Origin of the sequence: Mesorhizobium sp. M0029 (assembly GCF_040323735.1) — a bacterium.
In the GTDB taxonomy this organism is placed as follows: Bacteria; Pseudomonadota; Alphaproteobacteria; order Rhizobiales; family Rhizobiaceae; genus Mesorhizobium.
Window position 1 is genome coordinate 123,142 of record NZ_JAMYVF010000017.1, and the last position, 15,540, is coordinate 138,681.

Consider the following 15,540-nt stretch of genomic DNA (forward strand, 5'->3'; position numbering starts at 1 on the left):
GCTCTTCGACGAGAATGACGTGGTCGTTGTTCTCAGTGAAGCGCAGGACCCTTTAAATTTAGATATCTCCATTATCCCGGAACCGGGTTCGGGTTTCCGAGTTAAGAAAATGCTCGCGACGGGCAATTTTCAACAGAGGAGACGGCACAATGCCCACTGCCAAGAAAGCCAATGGCAACAACAAGGACCTGGAGGACCTTTTCCTCGATGGCCTCAAAGACATCTACTATGCCGAGAAGAAAATTCTGAAAGCCTTGCCGAAGATGGCCAAAGGCGCATCCGAAGAGCAAGTTTCGGCAGCATTCGAGAAGCACCTCGCTGAAACCGAGGGGCAGGTCGAACGTCTGGAGGAGGTCTTCGAGATTCTCGGCGCGGCCGCGCGCGGCAAAACCTGCCCGGCGATCGACGGCATCCTGGAGGAAGGATCTGAAATCCTTCAGGAGTACAAGGGTTCGACTTCGCTCGATGCAGGGCTCGTCGGTGCCGCGCAAGCCGTGGAGCACTATGAGATTGCCAGGTATGGAACCCTGATTGCCTGGGCTACGACGCTCGGCAAGGATGACGTGGTTGCGCTCCTCAATGCGACACTTGAGGAGGAGAAGGCCACCGACGAGGCGCTGACTGCCCTCGGTGAAGCCGGCGTCAACGAACGAGCGGCAGAACGGAAAGCGGCTTGATTGATCGCCTACCCAACCGCCTCGGCGACCTATGTGCCGAGGCGGTCCCGGGAGATGAAGGACATGATCACGCATATCTACAAAGGACTGGAATGTTTCCTGCTTGAGTGTTCGGCCGCGCTGGTCAGGCGCCGCGCCCTTGGTGGTTCGCGCAGCGATCCTCGGCAGTTGCGAGAACAGCGCAGAGATGAGTTCAGGGCCCGCAAAGTCGCCGAATGAGCGCCAAGATGGAGAGTCGGATGGGCTTCTTTGGAAAATATTTCTCAGGACTGTTGAGCAAGAAATCGACTGACGGCAAGGGGAGCGGCGATATGCGTAAAGCTACCGGCGCGGGTCCGGCGATTGCCGCGCATTCCAAAGATGCAAAGACATCCGCTGCTTCCGGTCAAAGCACCAATGCTTCGAGCAAAAATGCAGATGGACGATGACAAAAGGCAAGATTTGGCTACCGACCCTATGTCGCATCGAATCGGCGCAAAGACGTTAAATCGTCGAGATGACCCGCATCGCAACCTTCAACGTCAATGGCGTCAACGGCCGACTGCCAGTGCTTCTCAAGTGGCTTGGCGAAACCGGCTATGACATCGTCTGCCTTCAAGAACTGAAGACCTCTGACGAAAAATTTCCCGTCGATGCGATTAGAAACGCCGGCTATGGCGCAATCTGGCACGGACAGAAATCCTACAATGGCGTGGCAATCCTCGCTCGCGGGATTGAGCCGCTGGAACGTCGTCGAGGTCTGCCGGGCGATCCCGACGATTCGCACAGCCGCTACATCGAGGCTGATGTGAATGGGCTTGTTGTCGGCTGCCTGTATTTGCCCAATGGCAATCCAGCGCCGGGGCCGAAGTTCGACTACAAACTTCGCTGGTTCCAACGTTTGATCACCTATGGCCAGGTGCTGCTCGGCGATAGCTCACCGACCATCCTGTGCGGCGACTATAACGTCGTTCCAGGCCCGATCGACGCGGCGGTGCCGGGGCGCTGGGTTGGCGATGCCGTTTACTTCCCCGAGAGCCGGAGCGCGTACGCCGAAATGCTTGCTCAGGGCTGGATCGATGCCGTCCGTCGCATTCATCCAGAAAAGGGAATTTACACCTATTGGAACTTCTCCTACCGCGGCGGGTACGATCGGAGTTCCGGGCTCCGGATGGACCATCTCTTGCTGAGTTCATCCCTATTGGATCGCCTGAAGAATGCCGGAGTAGATGCCGAAACGCGTGCATGGGACAAGCCGAGCGATCATGCCCCAGCCTGGATAGAACTTGATTGAGCTTCCTCGGCAAGGAGCCTGAAGGCCTGGTGGCGCTCCTTCGTGATTAGATTTGGCCGCATGTCATGCCAGCAATGAGGACTTCCGGCGCCAAGCGATTCAAAGGACGCAATGATGACAAACAGTCAAAAGGAAGCTGAACTGATTGCGCGTCTTGCACGCCAGCATGGCGTCACCGATGGCGCTGTCATGGCTGTCCTCGAGGCGTTGCGGCGTGGTGGTGGAACCATGGCCCAGTTCAGCCACGTCGACTTCGGAGGAATGTCACAATGGTCTTCCGGCATGACGATGGTCGGCGACATGTTCAATGACAGCCTCAAGGCGAAGCTCAACGCTATCGCGGCGGAGCTCTCGGCCTACCTGCTCGATCATCCCGCCAAGCCAAAACGCGCCGACACGAATGTGAGCTATCGTTCTGCAGCTATGGCCCACGCCGGCTCATGGTGGCCTGAGGAGCTTGGGAGCCCGTCTGCCGCTGGTTCTCAAAACAATATGCGCTACGCAGCGTTTCCTGAGCGAAGCCGCCTGGTCATCGACGATCATGGAAAGATGGAGATTTATGACACAGGCGACCATCGCATATCCGGCGTTTCGCAGCGCCAGAGCACGGCCTCCACCCTGACCTTTGTCAGCCAGCACGGCGTGGTCCGCGTATCTGATCTCAAGCGCATATCTGCGACGTAGGCCAGGGCCGCTTCCATGCAGACAGTCACGCTCATCGGCTATCTCGCGACCGTCTGCTCGATGAGCAGTTTCACCCCGCAAGCCTGGAAAATCATCAGGACACGGGAGACAAGCGGCATCTCCGCGCCGACGTATGCCATCACTGTGTTGGGCTTCGCCTTGTGGCTGGCCTTCGGCATCATGAAGGCAGAGTGGCCGATCATAATCACGAATGGCGTCTGTCTCCTGCTGTCAGCCTTCATTCTCACAATGACAGTCCTGCCGCAGGCTGAGAAAGACGCAGTTGCCAAGGCTTTCGACCCCGACGACTAAATTAGCGCTTCCAACTTTTCAGCAGCGGACCTTGGCTGCCATATGCAGGATCCTTGCGCGGACGCCCCACGCTGGGGATGGTTGCGAGCGCATCGCTATGCTGATCCTTGCTCCTACATTCGTCATAACTCCCAAACGGAGGATACGCGCCGACAACCAAAAAATCATCGGATGCCGAGAGGCATTGGTGCCCGGTCCCTGCCGGGAGGACCGCGACGTCACCGGCCTTCAGCGACAGCGTTCGTCCTTTCTTGCCGCCAAATCGGACTTCAGCATTTCCGCGCGCAATTCCCAGAACCTCGTGTATTTGCGAATGATAGTGAACGTAATCATAGATGCCGTTTCGCCAGCTATCGCCCCATCCGTTTGCATCGAAAAGCACCTCCATGACGGCTGCTGGATCAAGTCCTTCGGGCAATTCGACGGCGCCGCGATAAACGACGAGCGGCCATGCTGGATGATTGGGTACAAGTCCATCATCCTTGAACCAGAACTCATTCGACTTTCGCTGCCTCACAAATCCGGCGACAGCTTGCTTGCGCGGTATTGCGAAACCGGTGACGTTCTCGATCACTTTCTTGCTGGTTTCCAAAATGCTCATCGACGCTGCCTCTAAAGCAGAGGTTAGTTTAGCCGCTCGCTCAGAGCTCGACCTTCGCGTTGTCGCCCACATTCGGCTTGGCGCCGGTAAAGGCCGCAAACACCATCGTTGCGGTAGCCATCATTAGCCCCGGGCTGTCCCACAATTCGCCTTCGTCGGGTTTGACCGTTATCAGACGAATCTCGGGATCATCGGCATTATCCCACCAGGCTGAGTCAGTTTTCTCCCAGAGCTCGGCGATCTTTTCCCTATCATTTGTCACTGTGGCCGGGCCTGACATCGTGACGTATTTGTAGTGGCTGTTGTCACTCCAGGCCAATGTGACCTTTGGATAGGTCGACAGCTGCTTGCTCTTGGCGCTGTCGTCATTGACGAGGAAGTATATGGCGTTTTCTTCACGGACCACACGCGCAGATAGCGGACGGGCTCGATTGTACTCGCCGTCCCAGGTCACAAACATGCAGACGTCGATGTCCTCGGCGAGTTCCCAGATGCGGTCTGTTGCCTCGGCGGGCGTGAGGTCCGTCTGCTGCTCTCGGCGGTTAGCCATAAGCGTCCTCCTGCGGGTGAATATCCTCGCTTACAACTCACGTCCCGCCACGACGTTCCAACTCACTGGTTCCTTCGACCTGCTAAGCGGCGGTGGAACTTTCGAAATTGCCGGAAGTTTGGATGGCAAACGCGAGGCCATGATGGTGGACAAGACGCTTCGAACATCAAAACGGACACCCGAGCAGGACGCAAAGGGTCAGTCGGAAAAGGACCACAAGGGCGGGGGAAGCGATGGCGTCGCCAGCGCCGATCCGCGGGTGATCTCCGGCAAAAAAGACGGCGACGCGACATTCCCTGTCAAGGGACCGAAGAAATAGCTATGAGCCCATCTGGCGGTGTCATCGATGCGCGGAGACAATTGACGAACGGGCTGAAATCATTTCGCGATGACACTTTGCTACCGTCACCGACGCGGATCACCTTCAACCCTCCGGAGTTCCATGGCCGCATGACGCGGATCCGCCTCAAGGCGCTAATGGCAGCCTGGAATCACGCGACCTTTGAAAAGAGAGCGACGTCGCATCTGGCCAAACCATAGCGCCATCGGTGATCGGTTGTGGCAACCCGGCTCTGGTAGAACAGTGAAAGCTGACTGCCATCGATCATCACTGTCGAGTGGCCGTTCTCGCCCGGTTGACCTGGCTCCAGCACCGGGCCGATCGAAACGTAAGGTCCGCTGACCTCGTCGGCTATGGCAAAAAACACCCGTTGCCGGTTTCCCCGAAGGCCGTCCGGAAGAAAGCACGTGGCATTGAGAAGCACCCGGCCGTCCGGCAATTCGATCAGTTGCGCGCCCTCAATGCCCCATTCGTAGTCGGGATCATCTCTGGTGTTATGGTGGGGAACGTCGTTGTGGTCGAGGATTTTGCCGATCCGCTTCCACGGACCGAACCACGAGTCGGACTGGCTACGCGCCAGATAGATGTCGGGCTGAGGCACCCTGGTGAATTTTGGCATAGCCGAATAAACGAGGTAGCGCCCACCGCCAATGACTGCCGGATGCGGATCGTAAATTCCGTCCTCTTCCGTGTCCGGGATGGCCAGAATGGCCGGACTGAGGACTACCCAATGGAACCCGTCGTTGGAAACCGCATGCTCGCAACGGCCACCCGACTTCATGAATTCCGTCTGGATGAACATGTGGAAGACGCCGCACTCGTGGGTCACACCGGGAGCCGCAACACCAGTGCCGTTGATTGGAAGTTCGATCGGCTCATGCTCGGCCCACGGTCCATACAGATCGGGCGCCGTGGCATGCAAGATTCTCCACGTCTCAGTGGTGACCGTGCCGCTTGACCCGAAGACGTGCCAGACACGGCCATCGAAGACAGGACACGGGTCCTTGAGATCATCCACGCTTTGCGGATGAAACAGTGGAAAAACGTTGGTTTCAAAGTTGATGTTCATGTCAGCCCCGGAATTCGCCTCGGCAGTCGGAGACGCGCAGAGATACAGGCGAATCATTGATGTTAGGCACATTCTATAGCCAACGAGTTCAACGCAAATACGGCAATGCCGCTGTCCACCAGCATTCCTCGTTGAACCACGCTTTCAGTGGCGGCCGGGTTCCGACAGCCGCCCTCGCCTCCGCAACCAGATCCCGCTTCGTGCGTGGAACAAGCGGGCGACCGGGCCTTCTTCATTTCAGTTGGAACAACTCACCTGATCGAAAGTTAGGAGCTGGAACTAAGTAGTTCTCTCCATTCGCGATTAACAAATGTTAATCGTAACATAAATAGTGTCACAGAGGGAGTATGTCAATGGATGCGGCCTTTGGCGGGGTAACCGGCAGTCAATATGTTCGTCGCGAAAATATACTGGTCTGCTTCTCCCACTTACGATGGAATTTTGTTCACCAGCGTCCGCAGCATCTCCTCACTCTCGCATCCGCTCAGCAGCGAGTGGTCTACTTTGAAGAACCCGTTTTCGAAGAATTGCCGCAGCCGCTGATGCGGACGAGCGTGGCATCGGAAAACATTCTGATTGTCACACCAGTGCTGCCGCTCGGCACGTCGGCCGCGAAAGCAGATGCCGTCCAGCGGAGATTTGTGCAGCAGACCATCGCTTCTATGCCGCATAGCCGGCTGATCGCCTGGTACTACACCCCAATGGCTCTTCGCTTTACGGAATTCCTCGACCCAGACATATGCGTCTATGACTGCATGGACGAACTCTCTGCGTTCAAGAATGCGCCCCCCGAGCTGGGCCAGATGGAAAAGGCGCTTCTGCGCCGCGCGGATCTGGTTTTCACCGGTGGTCTAAGCTTGTTCGAGACCAAGCGTCACCTGCATCCTGCCATCTTTCCATTTCCGAGCAGCATCGATGTGAGGCACTTTCACACCGCAAGACGGCCAGGAAGGGACCCAGCCGACCAGGCCGGCATTCCTTCCCCGAGGGTTGGATATTTCGGCGTCATCGACGAGCGGCTGGACGTCGATCTCGTGGCGCTAGCGGCAAAGACAATGCCGGACGTGCATTTCGTCATGCTCGGTCCGGTCGTCAAGATCGACCCTGCAAGCCTGCCGCAAGCCGAAAACCTGCATTGGCTTGGCCCGAAAGCCTACTGCGATCTGCCCGACTATTTGCGCCATTGGGACGCCGGATGGATGCCGTTTGCCCTCAACGAGGCGACGCGTTTCATCAGCCCGACCAAGACGCCGGAATTCCTCGCCGCGGGTCTGCCGGTGATCTCGACGGCAATCGTCGACGTGGTGCGCAGTTACGGTGCTGCCGGGCTGGTGGAAATCGCCGACTGTGACGATCTGGAAATCAAGCTGCGCTCCGTCCTTTCGCGACCCCGTCAGATGCTCCTGCAGCAAGTCGATGCCTATCTTGCGGACATGTCCTGGGAACGGACATGGAATGCCATGGCAGCTCACATTGAGCGCGCCTATCAACGCAAGAAGGTCGTGCCCCTTCGCAGGAGTGCATAGCCATGTTCGATTGGCTGATCGTCGGCGCGGGTTTCGCCGGCAGCGTGCTTGCCGAAAGGATAGCGTCGCAGCGTCAAGAAAGCGTTTTGCTGATCGATCGCCGCAGCCATGTGGGAGGCAACGCCTACGACTGCTACAATGAAGCCGGCATCCTCATCCATCGCTACGGCCCGCACATCTTCCACACCAACAGCCAAACGATCGTGGACCACCTTTCGCAGTTCACGCAATGGCGGCCGTACGAGCACAGGGTGTTGGCGGCCGTGGACGGGCAACTGGTTCCCATCCCGATCAATCTCGACACCATCAACCGGCTTTACGGGCTGGACCTGACCTCGGCACAGCTGGAGGATTTCTTCGCGTCGCGACGCGAAACGGTGGAGGATGTCCGAACGGCCGAGGACGTCGTCGTCAGCACCGTGGGGCGCGAGCTCTATGAAAAATTCTTCCGCGGCTACACAAGAAAGCAATGGGGCGTCGATCCCAGTCAGCTAAGCAAATCTGTCACGGCACGAGTGCCGACCAGGACCAACCGTGACGACCGCTATTTCAGCGACAGCTTCCAGAAAATGCCGGCCGGCGGGTACACGCGGATGTTCGAGCGCATGCTCGACCATCCGAATATCAAGATCATGCTGCAGACCGATTTCCGTGAAATTCGTGAGAAGATACCGTTCAGGCGCATGGTTTATACCGGCCCGATCGATGAATATTTCGGCTGGCAGCTCGGGCACCTTCCGTACCGTTCGCTTCGTTTCGAGCACGTTACACTGGATCGCGAGCAATTTCAGCCGGTTGCCGTGGTCAATTATCCCCAGACGGAAGATTACACGCGCATTACCGAGTACAAACATCTGACCGGCCAGCAGAGTTCGCGGACCAGCCTGACCTACGAATATCCCACGGACATCGGGGACCCGTACTATCCCGTGCCCCGGCCCGAAAACGAAGTGCTCTACAAGCGCTATGAAGCGCTCGCGGCAAGCTGCCCAGACGTGTGGTTTGTCGGTCGGCTTGCAACTTACCGCTATTACAACATGGACCAGGTAGTCGGACAGGCTCTGGCCACTTTCGCGCGCATCCAAAAAAGCCTCCCGGCCTGGGCGCGCACGGAGGAGCCGTTGTTGGCCGAGCCGAGAAGATAGTTTCTTCCAAGACGGAAGATCGGGCGGGTATCAGAAGGAGAAACTCGATGGATACAAACTTCAACTCGGAAAGCCGTGAGATATTTATCGTCGGCTTGCGCAACGCGCACGCCATGGAAAATCAAGCGCTGTCGATCATGAAGCCTCAGGTCGAGCGTATAGAGAACTATCCGGAGGTGGCCGATCGCTTGCGCCGGCACATTCAGGAAACCGAAGGCCAGATCACGAGACTCGAGTCCGTCCTGGAGAGCCTTGGTGAGGAGCACTCCACCCTCAAGGACACTGCCTTGTCGATGGTTGGCAGCGTGGCCGCCATTGGACATTCGATGGCCGGCGACGAGATCATCAAGAACAGCCTGGCGAATTTCGCATTCGAGAACTACGAGATTGCTGCCTACAATTCGCTGCTGGTACTGGCCGACGCCGGGGGCTTCCAGGATGCTGAAAGGGCCCTCAAGCAGAACCTGAACGAAGAGGAAGCCATGGCCAACTGGCTCAAGGAAAATCTGAGCGACGTTACCATGCGATATGCCAGGCTGCGCGAGGCTGGGGCGACTGCAAAAAGCTGATGCACCGCACCGGCGCGGGCGGCGTTTCGAAACAGACGCCCGCCCGCCCCTCCCCCGTTTGAGGCCCCTTCAAGGCGTCGTGTCCGCCACGAGAAGAGCTTGCTGACGGGCCAGTTCATCTGCTGTGGGTTTGCGCAGGTGTCGCCTGCCATCAGCCTGGATGACGGAAAACAAACCAACCTCGGCATGTCGCGAATTGTCCCAGCCCGGGTAGGCCGTTATCGGGTACAGGCAAATACCCTCGATCGGCGCTCCGAGACTGATTGCGGAACGCACCTCGTCGCAGACATAGTGGAGCCAAGCCGGCCCGCCGGATCCCTCGGAGCCGGTCTCCGCAATGAACATCGGCTTGCCGTACCGGTGAGCAACTTCTAGCAACATTTCCGACAGGGCGCGGTACTCGTGGTGTCCCATCGGAATCGTCGGCCCGTTTACGTACCATTGATTGTGCGGGTAAAAATTCAAGCCCACGACATCGACAACATCTTCGCTCCCGCCCAACTCAGGTTCGACGCGGCCCAGCAACATGTCGTAAGCTTCGAACTGTCCCTGTCGGGCGTTTTCGGCCCGGCGCCGTTCGCTGCGGGTCCGGTCACGAGGGGCGATATGGATAAGCGGCTCGGCCCAGACAAATCTGCAGGCGGGATCGATCTCCCGCATTGCATGAACACCCGCGATGGCGGCCTTGACGAGGTGCCGCTTGAACCATCCACGTTTGTTCGGCCCCACGCGCGGGAAATAGCCGACCTCGACAGCCCATGCGAAAAAGGAGATTTCGTTGATGGGACACAACAGAGGCGATGTTCCGGTGATCGAACGGTGTACCTTGACGGCTTCCGCCGCGAACGAGGCATAGGCGTCGATGAAATGCAGCGAGCCCTGATCGACATGGTCCGGAGATCCGTAGTGAAAGATGTCCCAGATTACCTGAACACCTGCCGATCGGGCTGCCTCGACCATTGGCGCCCAACTTGACCAGTCATAGGTTCCGGGAGCGGTTTCGATCAAATGCCAACGCAGGCCGTCGCGGATGGTGCGAAGGCCGAGTTCGGCGCAGCCGCGGTAGTCGCCCAGGGCATGCAAATTATGCGAGGTCGCCCGAATAAGATCGAGGCGAACGCCGTCCTTGCGCCGGTGCGAGGAGCATTCAAAGCCTGCCATGAAAAAACTGGCGAAGCGCGAAGCTTCCGGAACCGAGGCCTCCGTCTGGCGTCCCACTTCGCTCATTTTTCGAAGTCTCCTTTGGGCAATCGGCTTCGAACTCGGCCGCCTTGTCCGGACCGGGAACCGCGTTGGCGAAATACCGAATTCAGTCGGGCGCGCCCCATGTTCGTTGCTCAGTCCAGCTCGTCCTTGCGTGGCCGGGTAGTGCCGAACCCATTGGTAGAGCCTTTGTTCCGGTGGTGAACTGTCCGGGCGCCGCGTGCAAATGAGGAACAAGGAGGCCCGTCCCAAGTTCGGGGCGATGTACCGCCGCCGTCATCCACTCGAGCGGCTGCTCGGCAACAACAGAGGCATGGGATCACATGACCGTTCAGATTCGACTTTCCGAGATCGACCACGCCAGGCGCGAGGATCGTGGCGACGGCGCTTGGAGCATCGCACCGGACCTGGGTTACTTGCGGCTAGCAATCGTCAATGTCGTGTTCTTCGGCGCACCGGGCAGCGGAGATCGGAACTGGGTGCTGATCGATACCGGGTTGCCGACGTCTCGCAGCAGCATTCTAGCGGTCGCGGAAAAGCGGTTCGGCGTCAACGCACGGCCGGCTGCAATCATCCTGACCCATGGCCATTTCGACCATGTGGGAACGGTTCTAGAACTCGCAAATGGCTGGGACGTGCCTGTCTTCGCCCATCCACTCGAGCACCCCTATTTGGACGGAACCACATCCTATCCGCCACCGGATCCCTGGGTTGGGGGTGGACTGATGGCGCTGCTTTCACCGCTTTTTCCACGTGGGCCAATCGATCTTGGCAGCCGTTTGGAACCCTTGCCCGCCGATGGATCGATCCCCGGAATGCCCGGATGGCAATGGCTGCACACACCCGGACATGCCCCTGGGCATATCTCGCTCTGGCGCGAGCAAGACCGCTCGCTCATCGTAGGAGACGCTTTCATCACCACCGGTCAGGAGTCGGTCTATGAAGTCGCCATTCAGGATCTCGAGATGCACGGTCCGCCGCGCTATTTCACGCCAGACTGGGATGCAGCGGAAAGGTCCGTGAAGCATCTGGCTGCCTTGGGCCCCCAGATGGTCATCAGTGGACACGGTGCGGCTGCTGCGGGAGTGGGAATGCGTCAGGCTCTCGATAACCTGGCTGAGCGATTCAGGGTATTCGCCGTCCCGCCGAAATTGAAATTCGTGCGCGAGCCAGCGTCGCCGATAGCTAGGCCAATCGAGCCGCCATCGTTCTGAAATTATGGTCGGATTGGCCAACGCGGGACCATCGGACAGAGCAACTCGGTCCAGCGGAACAAACCCGGCCGGCGACAGTTGGGGCACGCGCTCAGGGGGCGACACCCTGCGAGGTGCCGCGAGGTTCCGCGCCATGGGGAGGCTCAGATGGAACCCGATGAAACGCATGCCCCTAGCACGCGTTCCCGCAAAGAGAGATTGCAGAACCGGTGTTGTTGCCATCCAGCCCTAAGTTGACACGCCAACTGCTCTGGATCCTCGGAGGCGCATTCTTGCCCGGTTGCGCGGGGGGAGTGCTCGATCCCCAAGGACCAATTGGCGTCGGCAATCGCACGATCCTTTTGAACTCGCTGGCGGTGATGCTGGTGATCGTTGTTCCCACGCTTGTTGCACTTCTGGCATTCGCCTGGAAGTTCCGCGCCTCGAACAGCAACGCCCGCTATAACCCGGAGTTCACCTATTCGGGACGCGTGGAGTTGATCGTCTGGTCGATCCCGACGCTCACCATCCTGTTCATTGGCGGGCTGATCTACTACGGATCGTATCAGCTCGATCCACGCAAACCGATCCCTTCTAGTCAGCCGCCGCTCGACATTCAGGTGGTGGCGCTCGACTGGAAATGGCTGTTCCTCTATCCCGAGCAGGGCGTGGGCGCTGTCAATCAACTGGTTATCCCCGCCGGTGTTCCAGTGCGTTTCAAGTTGACCTCGGCCAGCGTGATGAACACGTTCTTCGTGCCCCAGCTTGGCAGCATGGTCTACGTCATGAACGGCATGCAGACCGAATTGCATCTGCAGGCCGACCGCGAGGGCAGCTTTTTCGGCCAGTCGGCGCACTTCAGCGGCGACGGCTTCTCGGATATGAATTTCAGTGTGAGCGCGGTTTCAGCCGATGCCTTCACCCGCTGGGCGTCATCGCTGCGTGGCGGGGGCGGCGTGCTCAATGCCAATGCCTATCGCGAACTCGCCCGGCAAAGCACAAATGTGGCGCCGGCTTCCTTCGGTCATGTCCAGCCTGGGCTGTTCGAAGCGGTCGTCCAGCAGACGCTCCCACCGGGTCCGGGGCCCGCTGAGAGCGCAGCCAGCGGCGAGCCACAGGTGAGCCCAAGGGCATTCCCCGCGGCGGCGGCAACGATGACCCATCATCCACAAGGGGCAGAATGACGATGCTGGGCAAGCTCGACTGGTCGGCCGTTCCTTTCGATCAACCCATCCCCCTCGGCGCAGCCCTTGGCGTCTTTCTGGCAGCAGCCGCCGTGCTTAGCTGGATAACGGTGAAGGGCTACTGGCCATATCTGTGGAGCGAGTGGATAAGCTCGGTCGACCACAAGCGCATCGGCGTGATGTACATTGTGCTGGCGATGCTCATGCTTCTTCGTGGCTTTGTCGATGCTATCATGATGCGCACACAACAGGTGCTGGCGATTCACGGGCCGGGCTACCTCCCCCCGGAGCACTACGACCAGATCTTTTCCGCGCACGGCACGATCATGATCTTCTTCGCCGCGATGCCGTTCATGATCGGCCTGATGAATTTCGTCGTGCCGCTGCAGCTTGGCGTACGCGATGTCGCTTTTCCGACGCTCAATTCCGTCAGCTTCTGGCTGACGGCTTCCGGAGCCCTGCTGGTCAACATCTCGCTTGTGGTCGGCGAGTTCGCGCGCACCGGCTGGCTGCCCTATGCCCCTTTGTCGGAAACCACCTACTCGCCGGGCGTCGGTGTCGATTATTATCTGTGGGCGATCCAGATCTCCGGCGTCGGCACGCTGCTCACCGGCGTCAACCTGGTGACGACTATCCTCAAGATGCGGGCGCCGGGAATGGGCTATCTGCGAATGCCGATGTTCTGCTGGACCTCGCTCGCGTCCAACCTGCTCATTGTCGCAGCCTTCCCGATCCTTACCGCCACGCTCGCAATGCTGACGCTGGACCGGTATCTCGGCTTCCACTTCTTCACCAACGAAGCCGGTGGAAATCAGATGATGTTCGTCAACCTGATCTGGGCGTGGGGCCATCCCGAAGTATACATCCTGGTGCTTCCCGCCTTCGGAATCTTTTCCGAGATTTTCTCGACTTTTTCATCGAAGCCGCTGTTCGGATACCGTTCGATGGTCGCGGCCACGATGTTCATCTGCATCGTCTCGTTCATGGTCTGGCTGCATCACTTCTTCACTATGGGTGCCGGAGCAGACGTTAATGCCGCCTTCGGCATCGCCACGTCGGTCATTGCCGTGGGAACCGGTGTGAAAATCTACAACTGGCTCTTCACCATGTATGGCGGGCGCGTTCGTTTCGACACGCCGATGCTTTGGGCACTGGCTTTCGTGACCACCTTCACCGTCGGCGGCATGACTGGCGTCCTGCTTGCCGTCCCGCCGGCCGACTTCGTGCTACACAATTCCCTTTTCCTCGTCGCGCATTTCCATAACGTCATCATCTCGGGCGTGTTGTTTGGAGCATTCGCCGGCTTCACCTACTGGTTCCCCAAGGCGTTCGGCTTCCGTTTGCACGAAGGCTGGGGAAAAGCGGCATTTTGGGTCACCTTGGCCGGCTACATGCTGGTCTTCGTACCGCTCTATATTGTCGGTCTGCTCGGCATGACGCGGCGCCTGCAACATATCGATATGGACCTTTGGGCACCGTGGCTGGTGGTGGCCGCTTTCGGCGTGGTGGTGATGATCGCCGGCGCGGCGCTGCAGATCACACAGCTTTTCGTTTCGATCCGGCATCGCGACAAGTTTCGCGACGAAACCGGCGACCCGTGGGACGGGCGTTCGCTGGAGTGGTCGACATCTTCTCCTCCTCCTGTCTTCAATTATGCACGGCTGCCTCACTTGGAAGACGAAGAGCCCTACTGGAGCATCAAGCAACGAGGGATCGAACAGAGCTCGGACGAGGAAAAGGCATATGAGCCGATCGAGATGCCTCGCAACAGCCCGACTGGCTTCGTCACCGCCTTCTTCAGCACACTGATCGGCTTCGCGCTGATCTGGCATATATGGTGGCTGGCGATCGTCGGCTTCATCGGCGCCTACGCAACCTTCGTCGTATTCGCCTGGCGCGATCATGGAGACTACGAGATCCCTGTCGACGAGGTCGCCCGCATCGACCATGACCACAAGGCAGCCCAGTTTGCCTGGCTGCGCGGGTGGGAGCGCCCGGCATGAGCGATCATGCATTCTCCAGCGTCGGCACCCAGGCACGGGACCCGTATCGGCTCAATCACACCGGTCGGCACGCGGTGCGCTCTGCGACCGGCCACGGAGAAGGCGGCCCGGCCTCAAAGTTCGTCACAGTGACTTACGGCTTCTGGATCTTTCTCCTGTCCGACATCATCATGTTCTCGGCATTTTTCGCCGCCTACGCCGTGCTCGCCAAGGCAACCGCCGGCGGACCGACAGGCAAGGATCTGTTCGAACCGACACGCGTTGCGGTCCAGACGGGCCTTCTGCTCACTTCGAGCTTCACCGGCGGCGTGGCAACACTCGCCACCCTTCGCAGATCAATGGCTGCCACGCAGTTCTGGCTTCTCGTCACGGGGTTGCTCGGGGCAGCGTTCCTGTTCCTGGAACTGCAGGAGTTCGCGGCAATGATCGGCGAGCAGGCAGGCCCCTCGCGCAGCGCATTTCTTTCTGCCTTCTTTGCGCTCGTTAGCTGCCACGGTGCCCACGTCGGTCTCGGCCTGCTCTGGCTGGGAACGATGATGGCGCAGCTGTGGGTCAAGGGCTTTCGGCCCGACATCTTGCGGCGGCTCCACTGCTTCGGGCTCTTCTGGCACGCCCTCGACATCATTTGGGTTGCCATCTTCACCCTGGTCTATCTGCTGGGAGCATCGCCATGACCGAGATCGAGAGCAAGACCGGCGAGTTGCAGGACCCCCGCGATTCAGCGCCGGGCGAGGAACACATAAGCGAGCACGAAACGGCTGGGGGCCTCTCGGGCTATGTGCTCGGCTTCGGCCTGGCCATCCTGCTCACAATGGCGACATTCCTGGCGGCGCGAACCGATCTGATTTACCAGCCCGCGGTCATCTCGGCCCTGGTGGTGCTCGCTGTTGCGCAGATGGGCGTGCATCTTGTCTTCTTTCTGCACCTGACCACCGGGCCGGACAACACCAACAACATCCTGGCCCTGGCCTTCGGCGTGCTGATCGTCGCGCTGGTGGTTCTGGGCTCTATCTGGATCATGGCCCATCTGAATCAAAACATGGCTGCCATGACACCCCATCAAGCCGGAACGATGCCTTGAACGCTGCCCTGCGAACGCACGGCCGCCGGTTGTGTGCGTCAAGTTCTGCAAAATGGGGCAGCCATGATGCTGGTCATGCGGCTTGGCGCAGAGCGAGCTTCTTGTGCTCGCGCAGGTCGTCCATGTTGAT

The 15,540-nt window shown here is 59.0% G+C and carries 19 protein-coding genes; 15 read left to right on the forward strand and 4 right to left on the reverse strand.

Going from position 1 to position 15,540, the window contains the following annotated elements; all coding sequences use genetic code 11:
- Positions 1-149: 149 nt before the first annotated feature.
- The 6 genes from NKJ76_RS24755 to NKJ76_RS24780 all read left to right on the forward strand — a co-directional run bounded on the left by NKJ76_RS24755 (position 150) and on the right by NKJ76_RS24780 (position 2,946).
- A complete protein-coding gene (locus NKJ76_RS24755; protein ID WP_023681150.1) occupies positions 150-677 on the forward strand; it encodes a YciE/YciF ferroxidase family protein in 528 nt (175 codons plus the stop codon).
- 63 nt (positions 678-740) lie between these two features.
- Positions 741-896 (forward strand): hypothetical protein, encoded by a 156-nt coding sequence (locus NKJ76_RS24760; RefSeq protein WP_155923313.1) that lies wholly within the window; start codon positions 741-743, stop codon positions 894-896.
- The gene (locus tag NKJ76_RS24765) at positions 893-1,105 is read left to right on the forward strand and encodes a hypothetical protein (RefSeq protein ID WP_245259911.1); all 213 of its coding nucleotides are present in this window, start codon (positions 893-895) and stop codon (positions 1,103-1,105) included. The genes NKJ76_RS24760 and NKJ76_RS24765 overlap by 4 nt, the downstream gene beginning before the upstream one ends.
- A gap of 68 nt (positions 1,106-1,173) precedes the next feature.
- The gene (gene xth / locus NKJ76_RS24770; protein ID WP_023696334.1) at positions 1,174-1,950 is read left to right on the forward strand and encodes an exodeoxyribonuclease III; all 777 of its coding nucleotides are present in this window, start codon (positions 1,174-1,176) and stop codon (positions 1,948-1,950) included.
- A 114-nt stretch (positions 1,951-2,064) separates the two neighbouring features.
- Complete coding sequence (locus NKJ76_RS24775) at positions 2,065-2,634, forward strand: hypothetical protein (RefSeq protein ID WP_031207947.1); 570 nt, start codon at positions 2,065-2,067, stop codon at positions 2,632-2,634.
- Positions 2,635-2,649: 15 nt separating this feature from the next.
- Positions 2,650-2,946 (forward strand): SemiSWEET family sugar transporter, encoded by a 297-nt coding sequence (locus tag NKJ76_RS24780; RefSeq protein ID WP_023681146.1) that lies wholly within the window; start codon positions 2,650-2,652, stop codon positions 2,944-2,946.
- A gap of 1 nt (position 2,947) precedes the next feature.
- On the opposite strand, the gene NKJ76_RS24785 is transcribed toward NKJ76_RS24780, so the two are convergent.
- Both NKJ76_RS24785 and NKJ76_RS24790 read right to left on the reverse strand, forming a co-directional pair.
- Positions 2,948-3,547 (reverse strand): cupin, encoded by a 600-nt coding sequence (locus NKJ76_RS24785; RefSeq protein ID WP_352538586.1) that lies wholly within the window; start codon positions 3,545-3,547, stop codon positions 2,948-2,950.
- Positions 3,548-3,587: 40 nt separating this feature from the next.
- On the reverse strand, positions 3,588-4,097 hold the full coding sequence (locus NKJ76_RS24790; RefSeq protein ID WP_023691415.1) for a pyridoxamine 5'-phosphate oxidase family protein: 510 nt from the start codon (positions 4,095-4,097) through the stop codon (positions 3,588-3,590).
- 16 nt (positions 4,098-4,113) lie between these two features.
- Here NKJ76_RS24790 and NKJ76_RS24795 point away from each other — a divergent pair, with 16 nt between their 5' ends.
- Entirely contained in the window at positions 4,114-4,416 is a 303-nt protein-coding gene (locus NKJ76_RS24795; RefSeq protein ID WP_155923928.1) for a hypothetical protein, read from the forward strand.
- A gap of 172 nt (positions 4,417-4,588) precedes the next feature.
- On the opposite strand, the gene NKJ76_RS24800 is transcribed toward NKJ76_RS24795, so the two are convergent.
- Complete coding sequence (locus NKJ76_RS24800; RefSeq protein WP_023691417.1) at positions 4,589-5,506, reverse strand: glycoside hydrolase family protein; 918 nt, start codon at positions 5,504-5,506, stop codon at positions 4,589-4,591.
- 353 nt (positions 5,507-5,859) lie between these two features.
- On the opposite strand from NKJ76_RS24800, the gene NKJ76_RS24805 reads away from it, so the two are divergent.
- The 3 genes from NKJ76_RS24805 to NKJ76_RS24815 are packed head-to-tail and all read left to right on the forward strand — an operon-like array spanning position 5,860 to position 8,746.
- Positions 5,860-7,032: a glycosyltransferase family protein gene (locus NKJ76_RS24805; protein WP_352538587.1), complete on the forward strand. Its 1,173-nt coding sequence runs from the start codon at positions 5,860-5,862 to the stop codon at positions 7,030-7,032.
- Between the two features lie 2 nt (positions 7,033-7,034).
- Positions 7,035-8,177 (forward strand): UDP-galactopyranose mutase, encoded by a 1,143-nt coding sequence (gene glf / locus NKJ76_RS24810; protein WP_023691419.1) that lies wholly within the window; start codon positions 7,035-7,037, stop codon positions 8,175-8,177.
- Positions 8,178-8,224: 47 nt separating this feature from the next.
- On the forward strand, positions 8,225-8,746 hold the full coding sequence (locus NKJ76_RS24815; RefSeq protein WP_023817826.1) for a ferritin-like domain-containing protein: 522 nt from the start codon (positions 8,225-8,227) through the stop codon (positions 8,744-8,746).
- 69 nt (positions 8,747-8,815) lie between these two features.
- Here NKJ76_RS24815 and NKJ76_RS24820 read toward each other — a convergent pair whose 3' ends face one another.
- Positions 8,816-9,973 carry a glycoside hydrolase family 26 protein gene (locus NKJ76_RS24820; RefSeq protein ID WP_352538588.1) on the reverse strand — a complete coding sequence of 386 codons (1,158 nt, stop codon included), beginning with the start codon at positions 9,971-9,973 and terminating at the stop codon, positions 8,816-8,818.
- A 299-nt stretch (positions 9,974-10,272) separates the two neighbouring features.
- Between NKJ76_RS24820 and NKJ76_RS24825 the strand changes: the two genes are divergently transcribed.
- The 5 genes from NKJ76_RS24825 (at position 10,273) to cyoD (ending at position 15,410) form a co-directional block, all read left to right on the forward strand.
- The gene (locus tag NKJ76_RS24825) at positions 10,273-11,163 is read left to right on the forward strand and encodes an MBL fold metallo-hydrolase (protein WP_023741832.1); all 891 of its coding nucleotides are present in this window, start codon (positions 10,273-10,275) and stop codon (positions 11,161-11,163) included.
- 233 nt (positions 11,164-11,396) lie between these two features.
- Complete coding sequence (gene cyoA / locus NKJ76_RS24830; RefSeq protein ID WP_352538589.1) at positions 11,397-12,326, forward strand: ubiquinol oxidase subunit II; 930 nt, start codon at positions 11,397-11,399, stop codon at positions 12,324-12,326.
- 2 nt (positions 12,327-12,328) lie between these two features.
- Positions 12,329-14,329 (forward strand): cytochrome o ubiquinol oxidase subunit I, encoded by a 2,001-nt coding sequence (gene cyoB, locus NKJ76_RS24835; protein WP_352538594.1) that lies wholly within the window; start codon positions 12,329-12,331, stop codon positions 14,327-14,329.
- Complete coding sequence (locus tag NKJ76_RS24840) at positions 14,326-15,003, forward strand: cytochrome (ubi)quinol oxidase subunit III (RefSeq protein ID WP_352538590.1); 678 nt, start codon at positions 14,326-14,328, stop codon at positions 15,001-15,003. The genes cyoB and NKJ76_RS24840 overlap by 4 nt, the downstream gene beginning before the upstream one ends.
- Positions 15,000-15,410 (forward strand): cytochrome o ubiquinol oxidase subunit IV, encoded by a 411-nt coding sequence (gene cyoD, locus NKJ76_RS24845; RefSeq protein ID WP_023748059.1) that lies wholly within the window; start codon positions 15,000-15,002, stop codon positions 15,408-15,410. Before NKJ76_RS24840 ends, cyoD begins: the two co-directional genes overlap by 4 nt.
- Positions 15,411-15,540 lie beyond the last annotated feature (130 nt).